This window comes from Thermogemmatispora argillosa, assembly GCF_059696725.1.
This window is the reverse complement of sequence record NZ_AP019377.1, coordinates 946500-970043: the sequence shown is the minus strand read 5'-3', so window position 1 is coordinate 970043 and position 23544 is coordinate 946500. Positions and strand designations below refer to the sequence as shown.

The window sequence follows — 23544 nt, the reverse complement described above, 5'->3', positions numbered from 1 at the left end:
CACGAGCGCGTCGGCTGAGGAAGCCTGGCCGGCAGCACAACAGGCGGGCGGCCCAGTCGGAGAAAGGTGGGCTGCCCGCGCCTGGAGGCTCACAGCGGTAGTGAGCATAGTACCAGCACTATTACTGCTCAAAATTCCTCATAGCCATGCTCCAGCAAAGGGCGCAGATCGCTCCCCGTTGAGAGGCCAACGATGCGCGGGGCCCGCACCAGACGCAGATGACCGCGGGCCTGGATCAGATAGACGATGGCTTCAGGCCGGTAATAGCGGCGCGCGATCAGCGTATAGACATCCTCCCAGGGCTGATAATGACCGCCGGGCAGCTCAATCAACTGGATGACGCCCTCCCAAGGGCGGGGGCCAGCGTACTCGAAATACACGCGCGTACCAACCGTGTAGCTCGGGTGGGGGAGGCGCTGCGGCTCCACCTCGGGAGGCCAATCGCAGGGCTGAAGACCACGGAACGGCTGCCAGCAAGCTGCTTCGGGTAGCCAGCGGAGGGTAGGCAGAATCAGCTCCTCACTCACTGAGCGCTGCGTCCTCCGTCAACGGCCAGTACCTGGCCAGTGATATAACTGGCAGCCTCGGAAGCCAGGAAGAGCACCGTTGGCGCCAGCTCACCCGGGCGGCCAATACGGCCCATTGGGGTGGTACTCGCGATATAGCTCTCAGCCCGTTCCAGCACCGCCTCCGTCATCCGTGTGCGAAACATGCCTGGGGCCACAGCGTTCACGCGCACGCCGCGACCGCTCCACTCCACAGCCAGGGAGCGCGTCAGATTAATCACGGCTGCTTTGCTGGCGTTATAGCCCACCGTTCGCAACTGTTCGCCGCTCAGCCCGGCGATCGAGGCCACATTAATGATCGAGCCTTTTTGGCGCTCCAGCATATGGCGGCCCACCGCCTGAGACATCAGAAAGGTTCCGGTCACATTAGTCTCCAGCACCTGGCGCCAGCGTTCTAGGGGCATTTCCTCGGCAGGTGCGCCCCACGTTTGGCCGGCGTTATTGACCAGCACATCGATCTTGCCGTAGAGCGCCAGGCTTTGGCGTACCAAAGCCTCAACTGCCTCTGCCTCGGCCACATTGCAGAGCTGAGCATAGACAGTGATCCCCTGTTCCTTCAAGTGACGCTCCGCCTCCGCAAGCCACTGCTCGCGCCGGGCAGTAATGATCACCGTGGCGCCGGCCTGTCCGAAAGCCTCAGCGATCTCCAGACCAAGGCCACGAGAGCCGCCGGTAATCAGCGCCACCTCACCACTAAAGTCGAAGCGAACCTGTCCCATACAGCCTCCTTGTCGTAGGAACATTCGGACGGATGGACGGACTGATTTGCTCACCTCACTCGCCCTTGCAGTGAGCGGGCAAGCAAAGACATAAGAACAGGACCAGCCAGACAAGCGGAAGAGACCCGATGGCAGAAAGCAAGCAGCCAGCAAAGACAAAGGAACGAAGCCGCCTGCGGCTGGCGAAAAGCAACAAAAAGCGGGCGGCCCGACCCCCTTCGCCGCCCGCACCAGATGAAGCGAAGAACCAGCGAGCTAACTGGTTAGAGCAGAGTTGGCAAACAGCACCGGCGCTCTAGCCGGGCAGTCTAAGCGAGCTGGGTGCCAGCAGTTGCCTCCTGTTCCGTTCGGTGGCGGCCCCTGCGATTGCGGCTCTCTAGCGGGCTGAACCGCCGGCAAGCGTGACTGACCAGCCAGCGAGCGGCTCGCTCGACCTCTCGCTCGCTCGACCTCTCTGCCGGCCTGCCTGGTTGAGCTTAGAGCAGAGAGAGGAGAGGCTCAAATCTCCTCCAGGGCCTCTGGAGGTGGCTCATCGACATGGCCATCCTCCAATGGCTCGGCCTCGCCGCCGCGGAACGAAAGCATATTGCTGCGAATCTGCTCCTCCAGAGCCTGGGCCACATCCGTATTCTGGCGAAGGAACTCCTTGGCATTCTCGCGTCCCTGGCCGAGGCGGATATCGCCCACCGTGAACCAAGCGCCGCTCTTCTTCACCAGGCCCATTTCCAGGCCAAGGTCGAGCAAGCCGCCCTCGCGAGAAATACCCTCGCTATACATAATATCGAACTCAGCCACCTTAAAGGGAGGAGCCACCTTATTCTTCACCACGCGCACGCGCGTCCGGCGACCGACCACCTCCTGGCCCACCTTAATCGTATCGGTTGAACGAATATCCAGGCGGACGGAAGCATAGAACTTCAGCGCGCGGCCACCGGAAGTGGTCTCAGGATTACCGAACATCACCCCGACCTTCTCGCGCAACTGGTTCGTAAAGATAATCGCCGCATTGGAATTAGTGATAGCCGACGTCAACTTGCGCATAGCCTGGCTCATCAGACGGGCCTGGAGGCCGACATGAGAATCTCCCATTTCGCCCTCAATTTCGGCGCGAGGGGTCAAAGCGGCCACCGAATCCACCACGACCACATCGACGGCCCCACTGCGTACCAGCGCATCAAGAATCTCCAGCGCCTGTTCGCCCGAATCCGGCTGGGAGATCAACAGATTAGCGATATCCACTCCACAGCGCGCAGCGTAAGCCGGGTCAAGCGAGTGCTCAGCGTCGATAAAAGCCGCGTAGCCGCCGGCGCGCTGAGCATTTGCAATAATATGCAAGCAAAGCGTAGTTTTCCCAGAGGACTCCGGGCCATAGATTTCCGTGATACGACCGCGAGGCACGCCGCCCACGCCGATCGCCAGATCCAGGGCGATCGACCCTGTCGGGATCGCCTCCACCTGAGCGTGAGCTGCCTCGCCCAGACGCATAATCGCCCCCTTACCAAAGCGGCGCTCGATTTGCTGAACAGCCTGTTCAAGCGCGCGCTCCCGCTCACTGGCCGGGGCGCTGCTATTGGTGCCCGAAGCGATGCTCATCTTCTCTTTCCTGGTCATCATAGTGCCACCTTTCGTGCTGTATCCAACCACAAGCGAACCGATGCCCCTGCCACGTGAGAGGTAATCGCGGGCAGCATCGGATGACCTCCTGCTGTACTCGCTCTCACAGAATCTCTTCCCTCGTGAGGATCAGAAAGCGGAAGACACGACTTCCCTCTCTCTTCAGTCCGGGCGCTCTCCCGCAGCTCTGCTGTTGTGCTGATTTGCTCATCTGTGCCGTCATCCGCTAGTGTTCGGCCCTGACAAGCTAAAAGGAGCAAGGTCAGCATGAGTGTAGAACATCTGTCAAAGAAAGTCAACAGGCGAGCGTGGCGGAAAGTCTGGCCCGCTCCGCTGCCGGCTTCAGGCGCCGAGATCAAGGCGTCCCTCGATCGAGCGGCGCAAGGTGCCCTCATCGGCATATTCCAAGTCGCCGCCGATGGGCAAACCGCGGGCCAGGCTGGTGATCTTCAACTGGCGCGGGGCCAGCTCTGGCTTCAGCTCCTTGAGACGAGAGACGAGGTAATTGGCCGTGTACTCGCCTTCAAAGTTTGGGTTGGTTGCTAGCACGATCTCGTGAATCTCCTCGTGTCTGACGCGTTCAAGCAGCTCTTTGATGCGCAAATTGTCAGGCCCGATCCCTTCTAAGGGGGAAAGTGCCCCATGAAGCACATGGTAGAGGCCCTTGTAGGCGCCGGTGCGTTCCAGCGCCAGGACATCCAGCGGCTCTTCAACCACACAGACGACGTGGCGATCGCGCTGAGGGTCTTCGCAGATGCTGCACGGATCGTGCTCTGTGATATTGAAGCAGCGTGAGCAGTAGATGATGCTCTCCTTCACACGGAGAATAGCCTCAGCCAGGCGGCGGGCCTGCTCGGCTGGGCTGCGCAGCACATGGAAGGTCAAGCGCTGGGCGGTCTTGACGCCGATGCCAGGCAATTTTGAAAACTCCTCGATCAAGGCCGCAACGGGGGGAGCCAGCTCGCTCATGTCCTAGAACAATCCTGGAATCTTCAGGCCACCGGTAATAGAGTTGACCATTTTCTGTTGGGCCTCGACCACCTTGCTAAAGGCGTCCTTAGCCGCCGCCAGCAGCATTGCCTCCAACTCGCCAATGTCCTCGGGGTTCACCGCCTCGGGATCAATTTTGATGGCAGTAATCTCATAGTTCCCCTTCATGGTGATGGTGACAGCGCCACCTCCCGCGCTCCCACTAAACTGACTCTGCTCCAGTTCCTCCTGTAATTTCTGAAGGCGCTGCTGGGCCTTCATGATTTCTCGCATGTTCATGAGAGAAGCTCCTCACTCGCTTTTTTCGATGTCGATGTCGACGATCTCCGCATTAAAGGTTTTGATGACCTCTTGCACTCTCGGATCACTGCTTGCCTTCTCGCGCAGCTCTGCCGGAGGAGGCAAAGGGCCGCTCCTCCGGTCCTGCGACTCGCTGGCCGCTGAAGCGGCGGGTTCGCCCTGGTGTTCGGCGGCAGCTAAGGACCGCTGGGAAACTGGAGGCTCAGCGGGTGGCTGGGTCGCTGGCTCCTGCTGCTCGGCAGGTGGCGCCGCTACCCCAGACCTGTCGTCTCTATCATTTTCTGTCACGCTGCCATTTCTGGCAAGGGGGGAGGTGGCCTCATCAGTCTCGGTCTGCGCGCTGCCCGAGACGCTCGCAGCATCAGGGGCTTTTCCGGCAAGAGGTTCCCCACCTGGCGCGCTGGCCGGGCCAGGGCTACTGGTCGCAGGGGCCGAGGGATCGCGCCGGAGGATGGCGCGACCAAAAAGCGGGGCGCCAGGCGGCTGGCCAGGCGGTAACAGGCGTACCAGGCACTTCATACTAAATTGCAGCTCCAGGGCCTGTTCGACTGGCTTGTGGCGGTTTCCCTGGCTCAGAAAATCGTAGTGGGGTTGATGCCCGGCCTGTATAACAACGACCGGCAGGCCGTTATGTTGTTCCACAGCGACAACGCGGAAATCCTGAAGGCAGGAGGCAGCTTTCGGATTTTTCTGGCTTACGCGGCGCCGAATAATCTCCCACGACTGTTGCACCTGCTGGAGCGTCAACGTACCGCCGGCGGAAGGAGAGGCGGCTGAGGCAGCGCGGGAAGCGGGACGATTGCCAGCACTGCCAGCGTGGGAACGAGAAACGGCGGAGGAAGGCATAGCCGTGGAGCTGGAAGTCGTGGCCCCTGCGGCGCCGGCTGTTCCTATAGTACCAGCATGGGCAGGAGCAGTAGCGGAGCCAGGCTCAGCAACATGGCCGCGAGCGGGCGAGGCAGCCGCTGACCGCGACGGTGGCAAGAACGGGCGCAGAGCGCTGGCCACGTCGGGGGTCTCCTCGCCGCGTCCTGCAGCAGGAGAGGGAGGCGCTGGCTGAGCAGCCGAAGGAGCGACGGGAGCGCTAGCACCCTGCCAAATTGGGCTGCCGGCGGGCAGCGGTGTCCCGCCGGCCTGGACACGACGACGTAGCTCCAGGCACTCCAAAAAGGCCAGCTCCAGGGCCAATTGAGGCGTGCCCAGGCCCTTCTGAAGCAGCTCGTTCTGAGCACAAATACGGGCAAAGCCTGTCAACTCCTCTAGAGAGAAAAGGCGTGCCAGCTCCTGGATCTGCCGGATCTCCTCGTCGCTGCGATCGAGAATCTCGGCCAACGAGGCCCCCGCGCGGGCCAGCATCAGAGCGCGCCAGAACTCCACCAACTGGGCATTAACCTGGCGTAAATCGGCCCCCTCCTCAGCCAACTGATGGATCAAATGCAAGCCGGCCGCGCTCTCGCCCGCGGCCACCGCCTGGACCAGCTTCTCAATAGCGCGCGGGTCAGCCACTCCTAGCATGGCCTGAACCTGGGCCAACGTGACCCGCTCGCCTGAGTAAGCGATCGCCTGGTCCAGCAAACTGAGCGCGTCGCGCATGCCCCCAGCGGCGGCACGGGCGATCAACTCGGCCGCCCCTGGCTCCAGCGTCACCCCTTCCTGGCTGGCGATATAGTGCAAGTGATCCACGATCTGCCGCGTTGTAAAGCGCTTGAAATAAAAGCACTGGCAGCGCGAGATCACGGTAGCTGGCATCTTATGCATATCGGTCGTAGCCAGCACAAAGATCGCGTGCTCAGGCGGCTCCTCCAGCGTCTTCAACAGAGCATTAAAGGCCTCTGTCGTCAGCATGTGGGCCTCATCGAGGACATAGACCTTATACTTGCCGGAGGTAGGGCGCACCATGACCTTCTCGCGCAGCTCGCGGATATTATCGATGCCGCGATTTGAGGCCGCGTCGATCTCGATCACATCGAAAGAAGTGCCGGCAGTAATCTCGCGGCACTGTTGGCACTCATTACAAGGCTCGCCATTGCGAGGCTGCTGGCAATTAATGGTTTTCGCAAGCAGGCGGGCGGTAGTCGTTTTGCCAGTGCCACGCGGACCGGTGAACAGATAGGCATGCGCCAGCTTGCCGCTGCTGAGCGCATTTTTCAGCGTCTCAACGACGGCCTCTTGGCCGACCATCTGCTCAAAGGTTTGTGAACGCCACTTGCGATAAAGAGCCTGTGAACTCATAGGGATGCACTCTCGCTCGCCTTTTGGCTGACTGCAAGGCTAGCGGACGGGCAGGAGGCGAGATAAGGCGACTCTCTCACGCTAACCGCCCTGGCCAGCACGGCAGGGACCAGGTAGCTGGCGCGCCTGAAGGAATCGCATAGGCCTGCGCGTCGCGCCGGCAAGAGCAGCGTGCCGCAGAGCGGTGCCTACTGTGCCGCCGAGCGTGGGACAGGACAGAGCGCGTCAAAACGCTTACAAGCGAGCGGTGCGCTTCTGAGGCAGACAGGGACGCGAGCGAGCTAGATAGACAGAGACAGAAAACCGGCTTTCGCCCGGCCCTGCCGCTCAGCGCAATCAGGCAACCCTGCGACGCCCAGAGAGGTCCATTTACCGTTGCTTCCTCACGGACCTGGCGGGGTTCACAGACATCTGCCGCGCAGGACCCAATTGCGCCGAGCGGCAGGGCGGGGAGAAAACCGGTCTGCTCCTTACCGCTCGTTCTCTCTTGCAGGATCTGCCTTCGCGGACCAGGGCTTATTGTACACCTGTCCCAGGTGTCTTGTCAAGATTGATTGGAAGCGGCGGCGGCTGACGGGCGGTCTTGGCTCTCCGCCCTGCTCCGCTCATCTCTTCCCCAAAAGACCCCAGCCGGGGCGAAGGTCCTAGTCTGGAGAGGGGCGAAGCGGAGCGCGGCCTGTGCCGTCAGAAGAGCAAGCTGGCGCAAGACAGGCGAGCAGGCAAGCGCTCCGGCAGAATCGCTTATAGGCTGGCTACAAGTACTTCTCGATCAACAGGCGGTATTTCTCGCGCACCGTCTCAGGGATCACCGTGCGATCAGTGATGATAGCGGAGGCCAGCGCCTGGGAACAACCACAATTCACCGTGCTGCGATCGGCAGGAATCTTGCTAACCAGGCGCCGCAGGATGCGCTGAGCATTAGTCACGTTAGCATTCAGATTCTGGACTACCAGCTCAACCGAAACCGACTCCTCGCTCTCATGCCAGCAGTCATAGTCGGTCACACAGGCCAGAGTAGCATAGCACAGCTCCGCCTCACGGGCAAGCTTGGCCTCTGGCAGGGCTGTCATGCCGATAATATCCATGCCCCAACTGCGGTAAGCCAGCGACTCGGCCTTCGTTGAAAAGAGCGGACCTTCGATACAGACATAGGTTCCGCCCTCGTGAACGCGCACATCGCCCAGCTCGCGGGCCGTTTCCAGCAGCAGCCGGCTCAACGTAGGACAGAACGGCTCAGCAAAGGTGCAGTGAACCACCAGGCCGCCTTCGAAAAAGGAATTCACGCGGCTCTTCGTGCGATCGAACAACTGGTTAGGAATGACCAAATCGCGCGGGGCGATATCCTCGCGCAGGCTGCCGACTGCACTGACCGAGACTACCCATTGCACGCCCAGGCTCTTCAAGGCCCAGATATTGGCGCGTACCGGAATCTCTGTGGGACTCAGGCGATGGCCTCGTCCGTGGCGCGGCAAAAAAGCCACGGGAACCCCTTCCAGCTTCCCAATCGTAATCACATCGCTGGGAGCGCCAAAGGGCGTCTCCACAGCCACCTCTTCCAGGTCAGTCATCCCCTCCATACGATAGAGGCCGCTTCCGCCAATCACCCCAATAGTTGCCTGAGGCATAGCGATCACATCCTCCTTGCTGGCAGAAATTGTCACAGCTCTCCTGGCCGTAAGCTAGCAGGAGAAGGGCTTGAGAGCTGCGCCGAGGGCCAGGCTCTCTGCTCTCCCTCATGCGCAAGCAAAGTCACGCTGACCTGATGCGCAGATAGCGTAGCTTGCCCACCTTTAGCACAGCGCCCTCGCTGGCGGGCACCATGAAATCGGGCGTCTGAATTGGCTGAGCATGGCTGGCAGAGCCTTCGGGGAAGAAGCTCACACCCCCCTGCTGAATCAGGCGCCGGGCCTCATTGCGGCTGGCAGCCAGTTTGGCATCGACCATGAGCGACACAATGTTGACCGGCTCCGTCAAGCGATACTCTGGCATCTCCGCTGGCAGTTGGCGCTGCGAGAACTGGCGGATAAAGGCCTCTTCCGCCTCCTGAGCCGCGGCGGGACCGTGGAACTGGCTCACGATCTCGCGAGCCATCCGGCGCTTGACCAGCATCGGATTCAGCGTTCCCTCGGCCATCTTGCGGCTCATCTCCTCTAGCTCCTCCTCCGGCACATCGGTCAAGGTCTCAAAGTAGCTCATCATGGCATGGTCGGGCAGCGACATCAACTTGCCATACATATCGTTGGGCGGAGCCGTTAGAGCGATATAGTTATTCAAAGATTTCCCCATCTTCAATTGGCCGTCCAGCCCGACGATCAGTTGCACTGTCAGAATCTGCTGAGGAGCCTGACCAAAGATCGGCTGCAACTCGCGCCCCACCAGGAGATTAAAGGTCTGGTCGGTCCCACCGATCTCCACATCGGCGCGCAGGGCCACCGAATCGTAGCCCTGCAGGAGCGGATACATCAGCTCGGAAAGATAGATCTCGATGCCATTGTGGAAGCGCTTGGCAAAATCGTCGCGGGCCAACATCTGAGCTACCGTCTTGTAGCTCAACAGGCGCATGACATCGGCCAGCGTAAACTGATCGAACCATTCGCTTTGCCAGCGCACCTCGGTCTGTTCGCGATCAACGATGCGATAAAACTGATCAAGATAGGTGGCAGCGTTGGCTTTAACCTGCTCGGCGCTCAACGGCTTGCGCGCGTTCTCGCGTCCACTGGGATCGCCCAGGCGAGCTGTCCAGTCGCCGATCACGACCACGGCCTTATGACCCAGACGCTGGAACTGGCGCAGCTTGCGAAAGACCACTGCATGGCCGATGGTCAGTTCATAGTGGCTGGGATCAACGCCAAGCTTGACCCGCAACGGCTCCCCGCGATTGCCTTCCAGCAGCAGGCGCCGTAGCTCTTCCTCCTTCTCCACCAGCACCACGCCGCGCTTGAGCACGCGCTCGATCTCAGCTTGCTCTGGTGACTGCTTCACCGTCACGTCTTCTGCACCCTTCCTCTTCTAGGAGATGGTTTGGTGAGATAGAATTGCCTGCGTATTGTCAGCATTGTAGCAGAAAGCTAACAGGGCGTCGAGAGGCTGAGTTTGATAGGACCATTATCAACTTTTCTAACAGAATTCTTATAGATTGCAAACGTTGCTCTAATACAAAGCGCGCTATACTCTAAGGCGAGAGACAGGCTCAGCTCAGAGCATCGCCTCCTGGCGACCGCTCTCTCTGGAGACAGAGGCGGAGGGATGGCCCGAGCGACCGGGGAGCTGGCCTGTCAGCGTGAACGGACGAGACGCAGAGGGTATGAGCGAGAGAGGCAGCAAGTTATAGGATGGCATTTGATTATTAGTTGGTAAGACAAGGGATAGTGAGGCTAGAAACAATTAAAAGGAGGTGTTGCTCTACTATGCCGGATCTGACACGTTATAATCCCTTCCAGGAGATGATTTCCCTGCGCGAGGCGATGGATCGCCTCTTTGAGGAGAGCTTCATTTCGCCGCGCAGCCTGCTGAGCCGTGGAGTTGCCTCAAACCTGTACGAGACAAAAGATGACTTCATCCTGCAGATCCCCATGCCGGGAGTGAAGCCGGAGGAAGTTGAGATCACGGCGCAGCAGGACACCGTCTCTGTCAAGTGGGAGACGAAGCCGGTAGCGCCCGAGAACGCGACGGTCCACTGGCGCAACTTCGGTAACGGGCAGTATCAGCAATCGTTCACGCTGCCCGCGCCGATCAATCCCGATCGAGCCGAGGCCAACTATCAGAACGGCATCCTGACCTTGCGCCTGCCCAAAGCCGAGCAAGCCCGTACGCGCACCGTCAAAGTCAATACCCGCTGATCGGGGCCGGGTGCGCAACGGAGCAACAACGCTGGCCTGTCTGTTCTCTTCCCACGTGCTCGCTGGCGGCGAAGCGTGAGGGAAGAGAAGGCACGGGCCAGCGCTGCCCTCGTTGATCGGCTGAGCCGCAACCTGCCTGTCGTCCTGCTATCTGCACGTTCCCCATGTTCACCTCCACGTCCACGGTGAGAGAGCGACTGGCGCGTGCCCGGCCTATAGCCAGCCAGGTCTGAGCCTGGCCTCTACTCGCGATCGCCGTAGCCCTCCACTGGCTCCCTTGATACAGAGGACTCGCCTCCCTGGGCTTCCTGGTGCTCTGTGGCCTGCCGCAGACGGTTGCGCGCGCTAATGATGTGGTAGAGAATAATCAGTTGCGTGAGCGCCAGCGGGTCACTTTGGCGCAAAACGTTGCCGACGTAGAAGCGCCCGAGCATGCTCAAGCGCTCTGGGCGCAGGTGATTGATCTCCTGCATATGGGCCCAGATACAATTTTCCAGCTCACAGGCCTTTTGATGGCTAATGTCACCGTCGATCTCCAGGACATCGCGCAGCACCCCATCGTAGACCTCCTCCACCAGGCGCAGGGCCGGTTTGCGCCCGTTGTGAGAGGCCTCCAGGACATCTGAGAGGTCAATTTTTGGGGCGTGCTTCGCTTCAATCAGGCGTACATCGAGATGGGCCAGGTCGCGGGTGCGGTAATAGAGGCTGCCGCGATAAAAGCGGACGATGATATCGGCAAAGCGCTTCTGCGGCTGGATATAGAGCAGGCTATCGCGGCGGCGCAGGGCGATCTGTTCGCGCACCTGCTCGACAGTGTAGCCGCGCGAAGTGCTGTCGCGCATAATCTTCCACTGCTGTTGGAGGGCGGCCTCCGGGTCGAGATAAATGCGCACATGGGCCAGGCGGCGCAGCTCTGGCGTAAAGAGCGCGTGGAGGCCGTGAACGAAAATAATCTCCGCCGGCTTCACCTCCTCGGGCGGGCCAAAGGTACCAGTGCGGTGATCATAGACCGGCTTGACGATGGTCTCGCCGCGCGCCAGGCGCTGCAAGTGCTCGGTCATCAGCGGGAAATTATTGGCGCATGGATGAAGGGCCGTGATGCCGGCGCGCATGCGAGCCGCGCGATCCAAGGTGTGGTAGTCGTCGAGGCAAATATGTGTCACGGAATCCTGGCCGAAGAGCTGCACCATTCCATCGGTCAGAGTGCTCTTCCCTGAGCCGCTATCCCCACAGACCGCGACGATGAGAGGCTTGTGAGCTGTCTTCTGTCTCTCCATGAGTTAGCCACTGATTAGCAAACCAGCAGACAGCACTCATCAAGGTGCTGTTGTCTGGCGTCTGCGTGCTCTGAACACCATCCGTTCCACCTCGCCGGAAGCGGACCTTTCCCAAGGGTTCGCTGGTTAAAAGTATAGCATATCTCGCCTATGTCGCGGCCAGCCCGCCCTTGAGAGGCGTGCCCACTCTAGAAGAAGAGGCCAGAGAGGGAGTACAATAAAAGGACAACGAAGTGAACTCAATTGCCAGTATCGCCGGTGGAGTGGTCTGTTATCATGGAACATGTATTGTTGGAGCGATTGCGACAGGGTCCGTTGCTGTGTGACGGAGCAATGGGGACCCTGCTCTACGCGCGGGGCGTGCCCTACGAGCAATGTTTCGACCTGCTGAATGTGACGCGCCCGGAGTTGATTCAGGGCATCCATCGCGAATATATCAGCGCCGGAGCCCAGGTCATCGAGACCAATACCTTTGGTGCCAATCGCCTGCGTCTGGCTGCCTACAACCTGGAGGATCGCGTCCGCGAAATCAACTTTCAGGGAGTACGCCGGGCGATCGAAGCCCGTGAGATTGCCGGGCTGCCCGTCTTTATCGCCGGCGCCGTTGGACCGAGCGGCCAGCCGCTCCAGGCGCCCGAGACCGGGCGGCTGAGCGAAGTGCGGGCGGCCTTTCGTGAGCAGATCGAGGCCCTTCAGGAGGGAGGGGCCGAGCTGCTGATCTTGGAGACCTTTACCAGTCTGGCCGAGCTGCGGCAAGCCATTCTTGCGGCTCAGGATGTCGGTGGATTGCCGATCGTGGCCCAGGTCAGCTTCTACGAGGATGGGCGCACGCTCTCCGGCCAGTCGGCGGCCAGTGTAGCGCGAGAACTCTATGAGCTAGGGGTGGACGTCATGGGGGCCAACTGCTGCGTTGGGCCGGCGATGACGCTGGAGGCCTTGCAGGAGATGATCGCCGCCCTGGACGAGGAGATTCAGAGCGCCACGCAGCAGGGGAAACGCCCCCCGCTCTTTTCGGCCCAGCCTAATGCCGGTCTGCCTACGCGCATCGGTAATCGCTTCTTTTATGTCTCGACACCTGACTACTTTGCTGACTACGCGCTCCGCTTCGCTCAGGCTGGTGTGCGGCTCATTGGCGGCTGCTGTGGCACCACGCCGCGCCATATCGAGGCCATGCGCAAAGCGCTTGATACCCACTATGGCCGCGGTCGTGAGGCGGCGGGCCAGTCCGGCGAGGCCGGGCAGCAAAATGGCATAGCTGGCCCCGCTCAGGGGCAGCAAGGCAGTCGTGCGGCTCCGGCCCCGCTTCAGGTGCGCAGCGGGCCTCGTCCTCCAATCGGCACCCTGCCCGAAGAAGAGGTCATTTTGCCCCAGGAGGGGAGTAAGACCCGGCTGCAACAGAAGCTAGAGGCTGGCGAATTCGTCATCAGTGTCGAGCTGGACCCGCCGATGGGCCTCAATCCTTCCAAGATCTTGGCGGGAGCCGCCCAGCTCCAGCGCGATGGCGTGGACTGCATCAATATCGCCGATAGCCCGCTGGCCCGGGTGCGCATGAGCTGCATCGCCCTGGCGCGCCTGATCCAGGATCATCTAGGGATAGAGACCATCATCCACTTTACAACGCGCGATCGCAATTTGATGGCGCTACAGGCCGAGCTGCTTGGTGCTCACGCTCTGGGGCTGCGCAACATTCTGGCGTTGACAGGTGATCCGCTGCGCGTGGGCGACTATCCCAATACGACGGGCGTTTGGGATGTCGATTCGGTTGGGCTGATCCGTATCCTGCGCGGGATGAACGAGGGACACGATGCCGCCGGTGGCTCTATCGGAGCAAAGGCCTCCTTCCATATAGGGGCGGCCCTGAACCTCAATGTGAGCGAAGAAGAGGCCGAGCGCGAGATCGAGAAGTACTATCGCAAGTTGGAGGCGGGGGCTCACTTTATCATGACCCAGCCGATCTATGAATTGGCTCCCCTGGAGCGCTTCCTTCAGCGCGTCGGCAAACCGCCGGTTCCCATCATTCTCGGCTGTATTCCTCTCCATAGCTGGCGTCATGCTGAATTCCTTCACAATGAGGTGGCCGGCGTTACCATTCCTGAGCGGGTCCGGGAGCGCATGCGCGCCGCGGGCGATCAGGGGACGGAGGAGGGCTTGCGGCTCGCTCAGGAGCTGCTGATGGAGGCGCGCGATCTCGTTCAGGGCGTCTACCTGCTGCCTTCCTACCGGCGCTACGATATCGTCGGTCGTCTCACGCGCATGCTGCGTGAAACGCCTGCCAGCGCCTGACCTGAGTACGCCCTCTATTGCTGGCGCCGTTCCTTGCGCAGGCAAGACCAGGGCCCTGGCTAAAAAGAAGGCGGGAGCTGCTTAGCGCATCAGGCCAGGACAGCCCCAGCGCTAAGTAGCTCCCGCCTGGTGCTCGTCCTCTTTACGGGGTATTGGCGGCCTCGCTCTCGTAGACAAGACCTTCGGGAAGGGCGTCGGGGTGCGGCTGGCTAGCGTAGCGCTGAGCGTATTGGCGGCTTGTTCCGGGAAGGAATGGCCCGCCGGGCAAGCTCCAGCCGTGAGGACGTGAGACCACGCTGATGCGTGGGAGCACGAGCGAGGCCGCCAGTCGGTAGCGGTCCCTGATATAGCGTTGCAGGATATCGGCCAGTTGCTCTTCTGCCTCGTAGAGCGTTTCCGCGTAGGTAAATGAATGGACGGTGCGTCTCCCAATCGTGACGTGGCCAGTGTAGAGCGTTCGCATGGGCTTGCCTCTTCTGCCGGGCTGTGCCATCACAGGCACAGAAAAGCCTCAGAGCCAGCACTCCTGTCGGCGCTCGCTCTCTTGCGAGCGCCGCGCACCGGATGTGCTCACGGACCTGAACGAGCAAGCGGGAACTGGGACGGTCGCTAGAACGAGCGGCCAGGGGTGGATAACATGGATCGGCCAACTGCCCTGTAAGATCAGCAGGCAGGCCTGCTGTGCCACCCGGCTTCTCCTACACGCTGGTGAGAGAGGGGCCAGCGTGGGGGGCAAGGAAAATGGAGACAGTAGCCAGGCAACCGCTCATAGTGGTCCTCCTTCGAGTTTCCGCCGCCGCAGACTAGCGCGAAGCGCGGCGCGGAAGCAGCATCTGAAGCACGGACAATGCGCATAGAAGGACGCAGTCGGCGATCTTCCGCGTCAGGTGAAGGCATAGAGGATAGAGCCAACAAACGCATTACTTCAATAAGTATAACATAAGATAGAGGCACTCTGTCGCGGCAAACTGGCCTGTGAACAGCACAGGAGACCCAAAGCGGCAGGGCGGCCCAGGGCAGGGTAGAGCAGAACGGTCATAGAGGTAAAATCTTACTTTGATAATTTTAGAAGTAAAAAATCTGTAATAAATGATATTAGTATAAAAGAGTGGGAGGGGAACGCGGGGCTAGCAGCTCTCCAGATAGAGAGTGCAAAATCAATTGACTTCCCGCACCCCTTATGCTACACTTTATCCGTCTATCTACGGGATAGACACTGGTTCCAAAGTAAACAGGTAAGCAGGTCATCACAAGTCAGGAAAGGAAAAGGGAGGTTTGGCCTATTAACAGAGATCCTCGGGGGAATGACCGGACGCGCGAAACACGGGTCAATGAGCGCATTCGGGCGCGAGAAGTACGCCTCATCGATGAGAATGGCGAGATGATCGGTGTGATGCCGACGCCCCGCGCTCTTGAAATTGCCCGTGAGAGGGATCTGGATTTAGTCGAAGTGCAGCCCAACGCTGTACCACCGGTCTGCAAGTTGATGGACTATGGACGGTACAAGTACGAGCAGGCCAAGAAGGAGAGTGAGGCGCGCAAGCACCAGAAGACGATTACGCTGAAGGAGATTCGCCTGCGCCCTCGTACCGATGAGCACGATGTCGGCGTGAAGACACGCAAGATCCAAGAGTTCTTAGCTGATGGCGATAAGGTGCGGGTCAGTGTCCAATTCCGCGGACCGGACTTGCGCCACCCAGAGATTGGCCGTAGGCTGCTGGATAGCATCGCCGAGACCCTCAAGGGGACGGCGGTCATCGAGCGCCCGCCCGTCATGGAGGGCCGGGTGATGTCGATGATTATCTCGCGCGCGCCGGGGTGGGAACCGCCAAAGAAACAGGCACCTGCCCCCACCGGTAAACGCCAGGTGGCAACGGCTGCCGCCGTGGCTGGCAGTCAGGCACCAACCTCCCCATCCGCTCCTGCCGCTGGGAGCCAAGAGGTGGGGGACGCCACTGATACTCAGCAGAAGTAGCAAGAAGATGCTCTGTCTCTGTCGAATCCCCTCCTGAGCTTCCTCTGCGCCAAACACGCAGAGAGAACAAGCGAGGGCTGGTACTAGCGGGGCTTCCCCGAGCGGTCTGTCGCGAGGGAAGCCCCGGCTGTCGGCAGTCGGCTTCTGACAGTAAAGCTACTCTGGCTGGCACCAGCAAGCATCAGCCGCCGTTTGGGTTTCTCTCACATGGTCGCTGGTGGAAAGCAAAAGCCCTGTCTCAACCGTCGCTTATTCTCGCCCTCCTGTCTCCGCGGGAGCGGGTGCTCTTCTCCTGTAGAAAGTCAGACGACTTGATACAACTTGCGAAAGGACGTAGTTCCCAGTAACTACGTCCTTTTTCTTCTCTACCCGCATGAGCGATTGACTTTTTGCGACAAGATGACTACCATACGGAAAGGACTGTTCTGGTAGCCCTACCGCAGATGCTCTGCCCGCCTGTCTGTCTGCCGGTGCTCTGCCCACTGCTCTGCTGGCTGGCGGGCAGCCTGGTTTCGCGAGGGCATACGACGGCTGCAGTTGTCGGCCTCTACCTGACCTGTCCTGACCTGCGACCAGGCGGGGTGGACGACCGTCTTGCTGCTCCCGGCTCTCGCAGGCCCTGATCGCATCCTGTCTTACTGTTTGGGCTGTGCCTGGAGCGGGCTGGCAAGTCTCGGTCGGCAGGCCGCGCGACTGCTGCATGGCCGGCCTGGCTGCGCTGACCTACCTGTGTTTGTGATTGCCTCTGCCTGCTGTTTCTTACCTGTGGTTGGTCGCTAGCTAGCTAGAGACGCATTCTTTGGGAGGAATCTGGTGAGCAACTATTATGACCCGCGCTGGTATGAAGACAATGAGCAGCGCAGTTGGAGGTCGTTTTCTACCGAGAGTGTTCCCGACGCCGACTCTGGTCCGCGCTCGCAAGCTGCCGCTTCGCCTTCTGCCGGCTCTCCTGCTGTTCCGTCTGATCAGCCTGCGCCCCCTGGTTGCCATGCTGCTGTCCGGCGCGCTGTCACTGTGACTGCGCTGCTCATTCTGGCTTTCATCGCCGGCTGGTTTAGCCACCAGTTTTTCTCTTCCGGCTCCTTCCCCGCCAGTAGCCAGTCGCAGAAATATGCGCAATTGGTGCAGCAGGCCTGGACCTTAGTCGATCAGAAATACGTCGATCGTAAGGCTATTAACTATCAGAAGATGGCCTACAGTGCTATCCAGGCGATGCTTGATACACTTGGCGATAAAGGTCATACACGCTTCCTCACGCCTGATCAGGTCCAGGCCTTTAATCAGTCGCTCAGTCCGACTCTGGTTGGCATTGGCATTTACATTCAGCAAGATCCCACCACCAAGCAGGTGGTGATCAGCGACACAGTACCGGGTGCCCCAGCGGACAAAGCTGGTCTCAAGCCGGGTGATATCCTGCTTTCGGTGAATGGTCAGAGCATCCAAGGGAAGGACTTGGAGACGATCAGCTCACTGCTACGAGGGCAAGAGGGGACCTCTGTCTCGGTGACGATTCGGCGTCCGAGTACTAATCAGACCTTGACCTTTCACATGAAGCGGGCCAAGATCACTGTGCCAAATGTGATCATGCATTACATTCCTGAGATCCACGTGGCTCACATCCAGATCGTACAATTCGCCGATGGAGTGAGTGATCAGTTACGTAACAGCATTGAGCAGGCCAAGAAGCAGGGGGCCAGAGCAATTGTGCTTGATCTGCGAGGTAATCCGGGCGGCCTGGTAGAAGAGGCCATCAACACGGTGAGCGAGTTCCAGTCTAGCGGCACGGTCTTCCTGGAACAGGATAGCTCAGGGAGTCGCACTCCCTATGAGGTCACGGGGCATGTCGTCGATGCCAAGATCCCGCTGGTTGTGCTGGTTGACAGCGGGACGGCCAGCGCTGCAGAAATCGTCTCGGGCGCTTTCCAGGATAACCATCGGGCGACGATCATCGGCACCCGTACCTATGGCACAGGAACGGTGCTGCAGCAGTTTCCTCTCTCGGATGGCTCTGAGCTGCTGCTAGGAACAGCGGAGTGGCTGACGCCCGATGGCCACTTTATTCGCCAGAATGGCATTCAGCCTAATATCGTGGTCTCGCTCAAGAGCGGACAAAGCCCGCTGACACCTACTGTTGAGAATCGCGATCATATGAACTATCAGCAGATTTTGCAAAGCGGCGATAGCCAGCTGATCCGCGCCTTGCAATATCTCCAGGGCCAGCACTAGCCTGGTCGGCCAGCCTGCTTGCCCAGGTTGGGAGCGCCCTCCCCCTCTCTTCCTGCCTGTCTATCTTGCCTGCCGGAGAGCAAGCTGCCAGCTCGCTGGCGGACAGGCAGGTTGGTCGGCGAGCAATGAATGAAGGAGAGAGTTCCTCGGCAGGGAGGAGTATCCACTCCGCTGAAGCTGGCGGAACAGATTGGCGGAGGAAGCGCAGCCCTCTCCAGGTCAGGGGCGGAAAGAAGAAAGAACCGAAACAGCAGGCAAGGGCAGAGCGGGAAGCCTGGCAAAGACTGCCCTGTCTCGGCTTTCAGCTTCCTCTCGGGGGGCTGCTCCGTAGGGTGGCCGCCATAGGCGATGGCTAGCGCTTCCTGCGCCATTGCCAGCGCCTGAGCGAACGGTTTTTGTTCCAGGCGACCTGGCAGCCTGACGTCCCTTGCGCGCTGTAGGCGCTCTCTTTCACTCAACTGGTGAGAGGAGAGAACCAGCGTGAATCGAAGCAACACGCGAATAGACAGTAGACCGACGACCCAACACAGTGCTGAGGCGCTGATCAGCGCGTGAAGCTACCAGCTCTAGCCTCTTGTTGAGGAATTGCTCCTTTCCCCCTTATGAGGGGCTTGCCATGACGGCTGCCCTGATTGTGGCGGGTATGACGGCTGACCGGAGAAAGGCGGATAAGACTGGGGGGCCTGCTGTGATCCCGGCTGATACTGCGTGCCCATATAGCCGCCTCCTGCTGGACCTGTTGGCCACGGTGTCCCGCCCCACCACGACAACTGAGAAGGAGGGGGAGCGGAGAAGGGTGAAGAGGCCACAGGGGCTGAAGTGGCGCCAGGATAAAGGCCCTGTCCAGGAGGAAAGGCCGAGCCTACCGGCGACTGACCGGCCAAACTCGGGCTCAGCCCTGGTCCGGCAACCTGCGTCTGGCCCTGCCCAGACCTGGCCGTAGCGAGATCTGCCTTGCTCCGCCGGCTCAGTAGGATAATGAGGCCCTTGAGCACCAGTGCAATGCCGAAAAAGGCCAGGCCGCCGCCCAGAATCACCCAATAGGGATAGATATATTCGCCGCTACAAGCCGCATAGGCTACCACAGCTCCAAGAGGAATCAATAAGATCCCTACCACTAGCTGCAGTAGCGGCTTATCCTTAGCAGAAACAAAGCGGTAGAGCCAGTAAAACAATCGAATCACAAACTTGCTCCTTCCTCAGAACAGAACAAGACAGCAACCGGTCGATGGGATTAGCCATCGATACAGGTTTCTATTTTAAAAAGAGAGGAAGAAGCAGTCAACTAGCTCTAGCTACAATGGGTCTGAGCAGTAGCAGCAAGGTAATATTTGCTTGTCGGTGGATGATCGAGTACCGTGGCGATAAAGCGTGTCGCCTTAACGACCTGCTCTAGCGAGATCCCGGTTTGGATACCCATCCCGTGGAGCATATAAAGCAGGTCCTCGGTGGCCAGATTGCCGCTGGCGCCGGGAGCGTAGGGACAGCCACCCAAGCCGCCGGCAGAGGCATCGATGCAGCTCACACCCATCTGCAGGGCGGCCAGCACATTGGCCAGCGCGGTGCCGCGTGTATCGTGGAAGTGGACCGCCAGTCGATCGAGGGGAATAGCGCCGTCTGTCATCAGCAACTCCAGCACCTCAACCACCTGGTTAGGGGTTGCCACGCCAATTGTATCGCCCAAAGATAGCTCAGCCACACCCATCTCCAGCAGCTCTTGAGCAACTGCTAATACGCGCCGCGGATCGACCTGTCCCTCATAGGGGCAGCCAAAGACCGTCGAGATATAGCCACGAACACGCACCCCTTCGCGCTGAGCCAGAGCCAGCACGGGGCGGAATTGGGCCAGGCTTTCTGCCACTGTAGCATTGATGTTATGCCGCGTGAAGCTATCGCTGGCTGCCGTAAAGACTGCTACCGAACGTAGTCCCGCGGCTAAAGCGCGCTCCATACCCTTGAGATTAGGCACCAGGGCGGTCAGGCGCAACGTCGCTGGCAGGTCGCGCAAACCGGCCATGACCTCGCTGGCATCGCTCAACTGCGGCACCGCTCGCGGACTGACAAAAGAAGTGACCTCGATCTCTGCGTAGCCTGCCTCGGCCAAGAGACGGATAAACTGGATCTTCTGTTCTGTCGGAACGTGAACCTTTTCATTCTGCAGACCATCACGCGGTCCCACTTCGACCACACGCACCTGACGCGGTAAGCGAGACAAATCAAGCTTCATTGCTAGACGCGGCCCCGGTCGCTAACCAGCAACCGGCGTGCTCCTGCTGCCCACGGCACGAAACCGCTCGGCTCGACAAACCGAACTGGCAAGAGCACGGCTGAGGCCACTCTCTCCTTTCTCCAACATGGAGTCTGGCTGACCTGTTCTGATAGACGTGACAAAGACTGGCGCAAAGACCGGCGACCTCCGCCAGGCCTTTCACCATGAGAAGAAGAGCCTCTGTCTGGGAAACTGACCGGCGAGCGGACGGGTGAACAAGCAAGCGAGCCAGCTCATAAAGAGCAGAGTGAAGCCAACGATTCGCCAGCCGGTCAGCCTGCCCAGCATCGATCTTCTACCTAGGAGAGGTTAGTCGCCTCTCGCATCACCGAGGACTGAGCCATTGCCTGCTTAGGTGAGGCAATAGCGCGTTTCTTCTCAACGCTGCTTGCGGCAGATGTCGGATTCGAAGGCTGCGGCGCCGGCAGCCTGGGCGGTTCCGCCGCTCTCGCCAGCGACTCAGGCGCGCCTGGGCTGCTCAAACGCAGTACGCGCACCTTCGTAATGCGCCGTCCACGCGTTGCCAGTACCGTCAAATTCAGGTCCCCATAGGTAATGGTATCACCGGCCACGGGGATCTTGTCGAGCTGAGCATACAGAAAGCCGCCGAGCGTCTCATAATCCTCGTTATCGAGCTTCGTGCCCATCAGCTCGTTGAAATCGTCGATATTCATCTTAGCATCGACGATATACTCCGTATCGCTAACGCGCTCGTAGAGGTTCTCCTCGCGATCGTACTCATCCTTAATATCGCCGACAATCTCCTCCATCAGATCTTCGATTGTCACCAGGCCAGCGACCGAGCCATACTCATCAACGACGATGGCCATATGCGTGCGACGCTGACGGATCTCGCGCAGGAGATCGTCAAGCTTCTTGGTTTCTGGCACGAAGTAGGCCGGGCGCACCAGTTCCCGCACCAGGCGCGTATGATGGCCCTGCCGCAGCTCTTTCAAGAGATCCTTCGTATAGAGGATGCCCAGGATATTATCGAGCGAGCCTTCATAGACCGGGATACGGGAGAGACCACCCTGTAGGGCCACATCGACGGCCTGATCAACGGTTGTCTCGGCCTCCAGCGTAATCATGTCAATGCGAGGCACCATGACCTCGCGCACTGGCGTATCGGCGAACTCGAAGATGCTATGAATCATCTCCTTCTCTTCTTCTTCGAGGACGCCCTCTTGCTCTCCGACCGAGACAAGCAGGCGCAGCTCCTCCTCTGTCACGAAGGGGCCAGCATGCTTCAGCTCGCCGCCGAGCAAACTGGCCAGAGAGGTGGTAATCACCCCGAGCAGCCAGACCAGCGGTCTCAGTAGCCAGGCAGCCAGGCGCACAAAGCCGCTCAGAGCGCGTGCCCAGCGCAGAGGATTCTGCACAGCGGCGGTTTTGGGCGTAATTTCGCAGAAGATCAAGACGATCAGCGAGATGAGCACAGTGGCGATCAGCTCGCCCCAGGTGGCCGAGAAGCGCAGCGCCAGCACTGTGGCCATGCTTGAGGCCACGATCACTGCGATGCTATTGACCACCAAGATCGTCGAGAGGAACGTATTCGGATGGGCCAGCAGCCGCTCTAACTCGGCAGCCTGCGGGTCGCCCTCCTCGACGAGGTTTTTCAGTTTGATGCGACTGACCGAAGTCAGCGCGGTTTCGGCGGCGGAGGCCGTAGCGCACAGGATCAGGGCTACGACAAGAATGACCAACTGCAGCCAGGCCACACCGTCGAGCTGGGGGAGAGAGAGACTAAGAGCGGCGGCAATCCTGACAAGGGGTATGCCATCGGCGTCCATAGTCGTAATTACTCCTTTTTGCCTCCTTCTACTTCTGAGGAGGCCTGCTCTGCTGCGCTGGAATCGAGCATGCGCAGCAGACGGGCGGGCACACCGACCACCAGCGCATGAGGAGGCACGTCGCGGTTGACCACTGCATTGGCGCCCGTCATGGCTCCCTCACCGATGGTCACGGGCGGCACAATGATCGTATCGCAGCCGATAAAGGCGCCGTCCTCAATAATCGTGCGATACTTCTGGCGCGTGATCCCGTTATAGTTGGAAGTCACTGTACCCGCACCGATATTGACATGTGCCCCGACAGTGGCATCACCAATATAGCTGAAGTGATGCATGTCTGTTTCCGCACCGATATACGCATTCTTCACCTCGCCGAAGTTGCCCATACGCACGCCGCGGGCCAGGTGGGCGCCAGGGCGACAATGGCTAAAGGGACCGATGCGTACATCGTCTTCGAGAATAGCCTCTTCAAGAACGGAGTTGCGAATGATACAGCGGTTCCCGATGATCGAAGACTCGATAGTCGTGCCAGGGCCGATGCGACAGCCAGAGCCAATTTGTGTGCGACCCGTGATCAGAGTGCCTGGCAGGATGACCGTATCGGGACCGATAGAGACCTCGGCCTCGATGTAGGTGGCCGCGGGATCAACGATCGTGACGCCCGCATACATGTGGCGCTCCAGAATGCGACGACGCAGGATCTGCTCAGCCGCCGCGAGCTGCACGCGATCGTTCACGCCGACAGTCTCCTCCAGAGCGCCGGCCACTGTCGCGATGGTGCGCCCTTGTGAGCGCGCCATCGCCACCAGGTCCGTGAGATAATACTCCCCACTGAAGGGATTGCGCGCGAGACGGGGCAAGGCTTCCCAGAGCCAGCAGCGCTCGAAGCAGTAGACTCCCGAGTTCACCTCTTTGATGCGCTTCTGTTCCTCTGTGGCGCGCTTGACCTCGACGATCTCTACGACAGCTCCCGAGGCATCGCGAACCACGCGCCCGAAGTCCGAAGGCTGCTCCGTCATGGCCGTCAGGAAAGTGACAGTGGCCTGACTTTCCACGTGCTGGACCAGAACGCGAGCCAGCATCTCAGCGCTGATGAGAGGCGTATCGCCGTAGCAGACAAGCACGATTTCAGGAGGAGGAGCCAGGGCGTCAACAGCCTCACGCGCGGCCAGGACGGCGTGACCGGTGCCCAATTGCTCGGCCTGCAGGGCATAAGAGCAGCGCTCACCAAAGGTAGCCTGGACCTGAGCGGCTTCGCAACCAACAACAACAATGGGGCGATGGGCGGTAATGGTGGCTGCCAGCGGAGCAAAGGCAGAGGTAAGAGGGATGGTTTCCACGGCATTGAGCACGTGGCCTAACATCGGCAGCCCGGCCAGCGGATGGAGCACCTTAGGAATGGCGGAACGCATCCGCGTGCCCTTGCCCGCCGCAAGGACCACGGTCGCATAGGTCTTCATTGTC

The 23544-nt window shown here is 59.9% G+C and carries 18 protein-coding genes and 1 other RNA gene; 4 read left to right on the top strand and 15 right to left on the bottom strand.

What is annotated here, in order from left to right; genetic code table 11:
- Nucleotides 1-128: 128 nt before the first annotated feature.
- From AC6H1L_RS03800 to tyrS, 9 genes are all read right to left on the bottom strand, one after another.
- Nucleotides 129-527 (bottom strand): hypothetical protein, encoded by a 399-nt coding sequence (locus AC6H1L_RS03800; RefSeq protein ID WP_497600215.1) that lies wholly within the window; start codon nucleotides 525-527, stop codon nucleotides 129-131.
- Nucleotides 524-1285, bottom strand: coding sequence for a glucose 1-dehydrogenase (locus AC6H1L_RS03795; protein ID WP_497600214.1), 762 nt, complete (start codon nucleotides 1283-1285; stop codon nucleotides 524-526). Before AC6H1L_RS03795 ends, AC6H1L_RS03800 begins: the two co-directional genes overlap by 4 nt.
- A gap of 498 nt (nucleotides 1286-1783) precedes the next feature.
- Nucleotides 1784-2896 carry a recombinase RecA gene (recA, locus tag AC6H1L_RS03790; protein WP_497601504.1) on the bottom strand — a complete coding sequence of 371 codons (1113 nt, stop codon included), beginning with the start codon at nucleotides 2894-2896 and terminating at the stop codon, nucleotides 1784-1786.
- Between the two features lie 345 nt (nucleotides 2897-3241).
- Complete coding sequence (gene recR / locus AC6H1L_RS03785) at nucleotides 3242-3868, bottom strand: recombination mediator RecR (RefSeq protein ID WP_497600213.1); 627 nt, start codon at nucleotides 3866-3868, stop codon at nucleotides 3242-3244.
- A 3-nt stretch (nucleotides 3869-3871) separates the two neighbouring features.
- A complete protein-coding gene (locus tag AC6H1L_RS03780; RefSeq protein ID WP_497600212.1) occupies nucleotides 3872-4168 on the bottom strand; it encodes a YbaB/EbfC family nucleoid-associated protein in 297 nt (98 codons plus the stop codon).
- 12 nt (nucleotides 4169-4180) lie between these two features.
- Nucleotides 4181-6421, bottom strand: coding sequence for a DNA polymerase III subunit gamma/tau (gene dnaX / locus AC6H1L_RS03775; RefSeq protein ID WP_497600211.1), 2241 nt, complete (start codon nucleotides 6419-6421; stop codon nucleotides 4181-4183).
- A gap of 331 nt (nucleotides 6422-6752) precedes the next feature.
- An RNA gene (gene ffs, locus AC6H1L_RS03770) (signal recognition particle sRNA small type) lies at nucleotides 6753-6852 on the bottom strand.
- 321 nt (nucleotides 6853-7173) lie between these two features.
- On the bottom strand, nucleotides 7174-8046 hold the full coding sequence (mtnP, locus tag AC6H1L_RS03765; protein WP_497601503.1) for an S-methyl-5'-thioadenosine phosphorylase: 873 nt from the start codon (nucleotides 8044-8046) through the stop codon (nucleotides 7174-7176).
- A 124-nt stretch (nucleotides 8047-8170) separates the two neighbouring features.
- Nucleotides 8171-9403 carry a tyrosine--tRNA ligase gene (gene tyrS / locus AC6H1L_RS03760; protein ID WP_497601502.1) on the bottom strand — a complete coding sequence of 411 codons (1233 nt, stop codon included), beginning with the start codon at nucleotides 9401-9403 and terminating at the stop codon, nucleotides 8171-8173.
- Nucleotides 9404-9828: 425 nt separating this feature from the next.
- On the opposite strand from tyrS, the gene AC6H1L_RS03755 reads away from it, so the two are divergent.
- On the top strand, nucleotides 9829-10260 hold the full coding sequence (locus AC6H1L_RS03755) for an Hsp20/alpha crystallin family protein (protein ID WP_497600210.1): 432 nt from the start codon (nucleotides 9829-9831) through the stop codon (nucleotides 10258-10260).
- Between the two features lie 242 nt (nucleotides 10261-10502).
- Here AC6H1L_RS03755 and AC6H1L_RS03750 read toward each other — a convergent pair whose 3' ends face one another.
- Nucleotides 10503-11537 (bottom strand): phosphoribulokinase, encoded by a 1035-nt coding sequence (locus AC6H1L_RS03750; protein ID WP_497600209.1) that lies wholly within the window; start codon nucleotides 11535-11537, stop codon nucleotides 10503-10505.
- Between the two features lie 276 nt (nucleotides 11538-11813).
- Here AC6H1L_RS03750 and AC6H1L_RS03745 point away from each other — a divergent pair, with 276 nt between their 5' ends.
- A complete protein-coding gene (locus AC6H1L_RS03745; RefSeq protein ID WP_497600208.1) occupies nucleotides 11814-13820 on the top strand; it encodes a bifunctional homocysteine S-methyltransferase/methylenetetrahydrofolate reductase in 2007 nt (668 codons plus the stop codon).
- 142 nt (nucleotides 13821-13962) lie between these two features.
- Here the strand turns inward: AC6H1L_RS03745 and AC6H1L_RS03740 are convergent, their stop codons facing one another.
- Nucleotides 13963-14283: a hypothetical protein gene (locus AC6H1L_RS03740; RefSeq protein ID WP_497600207.1), complete on the bottom strand. Its 321-nt coding sequence runs from the start codon at nucleotides 14281-14283 to the stop codon at nucleotides 13963-13965.
- A gap of 783 nt (nucleotides 14284-15066) precedes the next feature.
- Here AC6H1L_RS03740 and infC point away from each other — a divergent pair.
- Together infC and AC6H1L_RS03730 are read left to right on the top strand one after the other, a co-directional pair.
- Complete coding sequence (infC, locus tag AC6H1L_RS03735) at nucleotides 15067-15795, top strand: translation initiation factor IF-3 (protein WP_497601501.1); 729 nt, start codon at nucleotides 15067-15069, stop codon at nucleotides 15793-15795.
- An 813-nt stretch (nucleotides 15796-16608) separates the two neighbouring features.
- Entirely contained in the window at nucleotides 16609-18021 is a 1413-nt protein-coding gene (locus AC6H1L_RS03730) for a S41 family peptidase (protein WP_497600206.1), read from the top strand.
- A gap of 566 nt (nucleotides 18022-18587) precedes the next feature.
- On the opposite strand, the gene AC6H1L_RS03725 is transcribed toward AC6H1L_RS03730, so the two are convergent.
- The 4 genes from AC6H1L_RS03725 to glmU all read right to left on the bottom strand — a co-directional run bounded on the left by AC6H1L_RS03725 (nucleotide 18588) and on the right by glmU (nucleotide 23540).
- A complete protein-coding gene (locus tag AC6H1L_RS03725) occupies nucleotides 18588-19205 on the bottom strand; it encodes a hypothetical protein (RefSeq protein WP_497600205.1) in 618 nt (205 codons plus the stop codon).
- Between the two features lie 107 nt (nucleotides 19206-19312).
- On the bottom strand, nucleotides 19313-20236 hold the full coding sequence (locus AC6H1L_RS03720; RefSeq protein ID WP_497600204.1) for a hydroxymethylglutaryl-CoA lyase: 924 nt from the start codon (nucleotides 20234-20236) through the stop codon (nucleotides 19313-19315).
- Between the two features lie 353 nt (nucleotides 20237-20589).
- Entirely contained in the window at nucleotides 20590-22080 is a 1491-nt protein-coding gene (locus AC6H1L_RS03715; RefSeq protein WP_497600203.1) for a hemolysin family protein, read from the bottom strand.
- Between the two features lie 8 nt (nucleotides 22081-22088).
- Nucleotides 22089-23540, bottom strand: a complete 1452-nt coding sequence (gene glmU / locus AC6H1L_RS03710; protein ID WP_497600202.1) for a bifunctional UDP-N-acetylglucosamine diphosphorylase/glucosamine-1-phosphate N-acetyltransferase GlmU — start codon at nucleotides 23538-23540, stop codon at nucleotides 22089-22091.
- Between the last annotated feature and the right edge of the window lie 4 nt (nucleotides 23541-23544).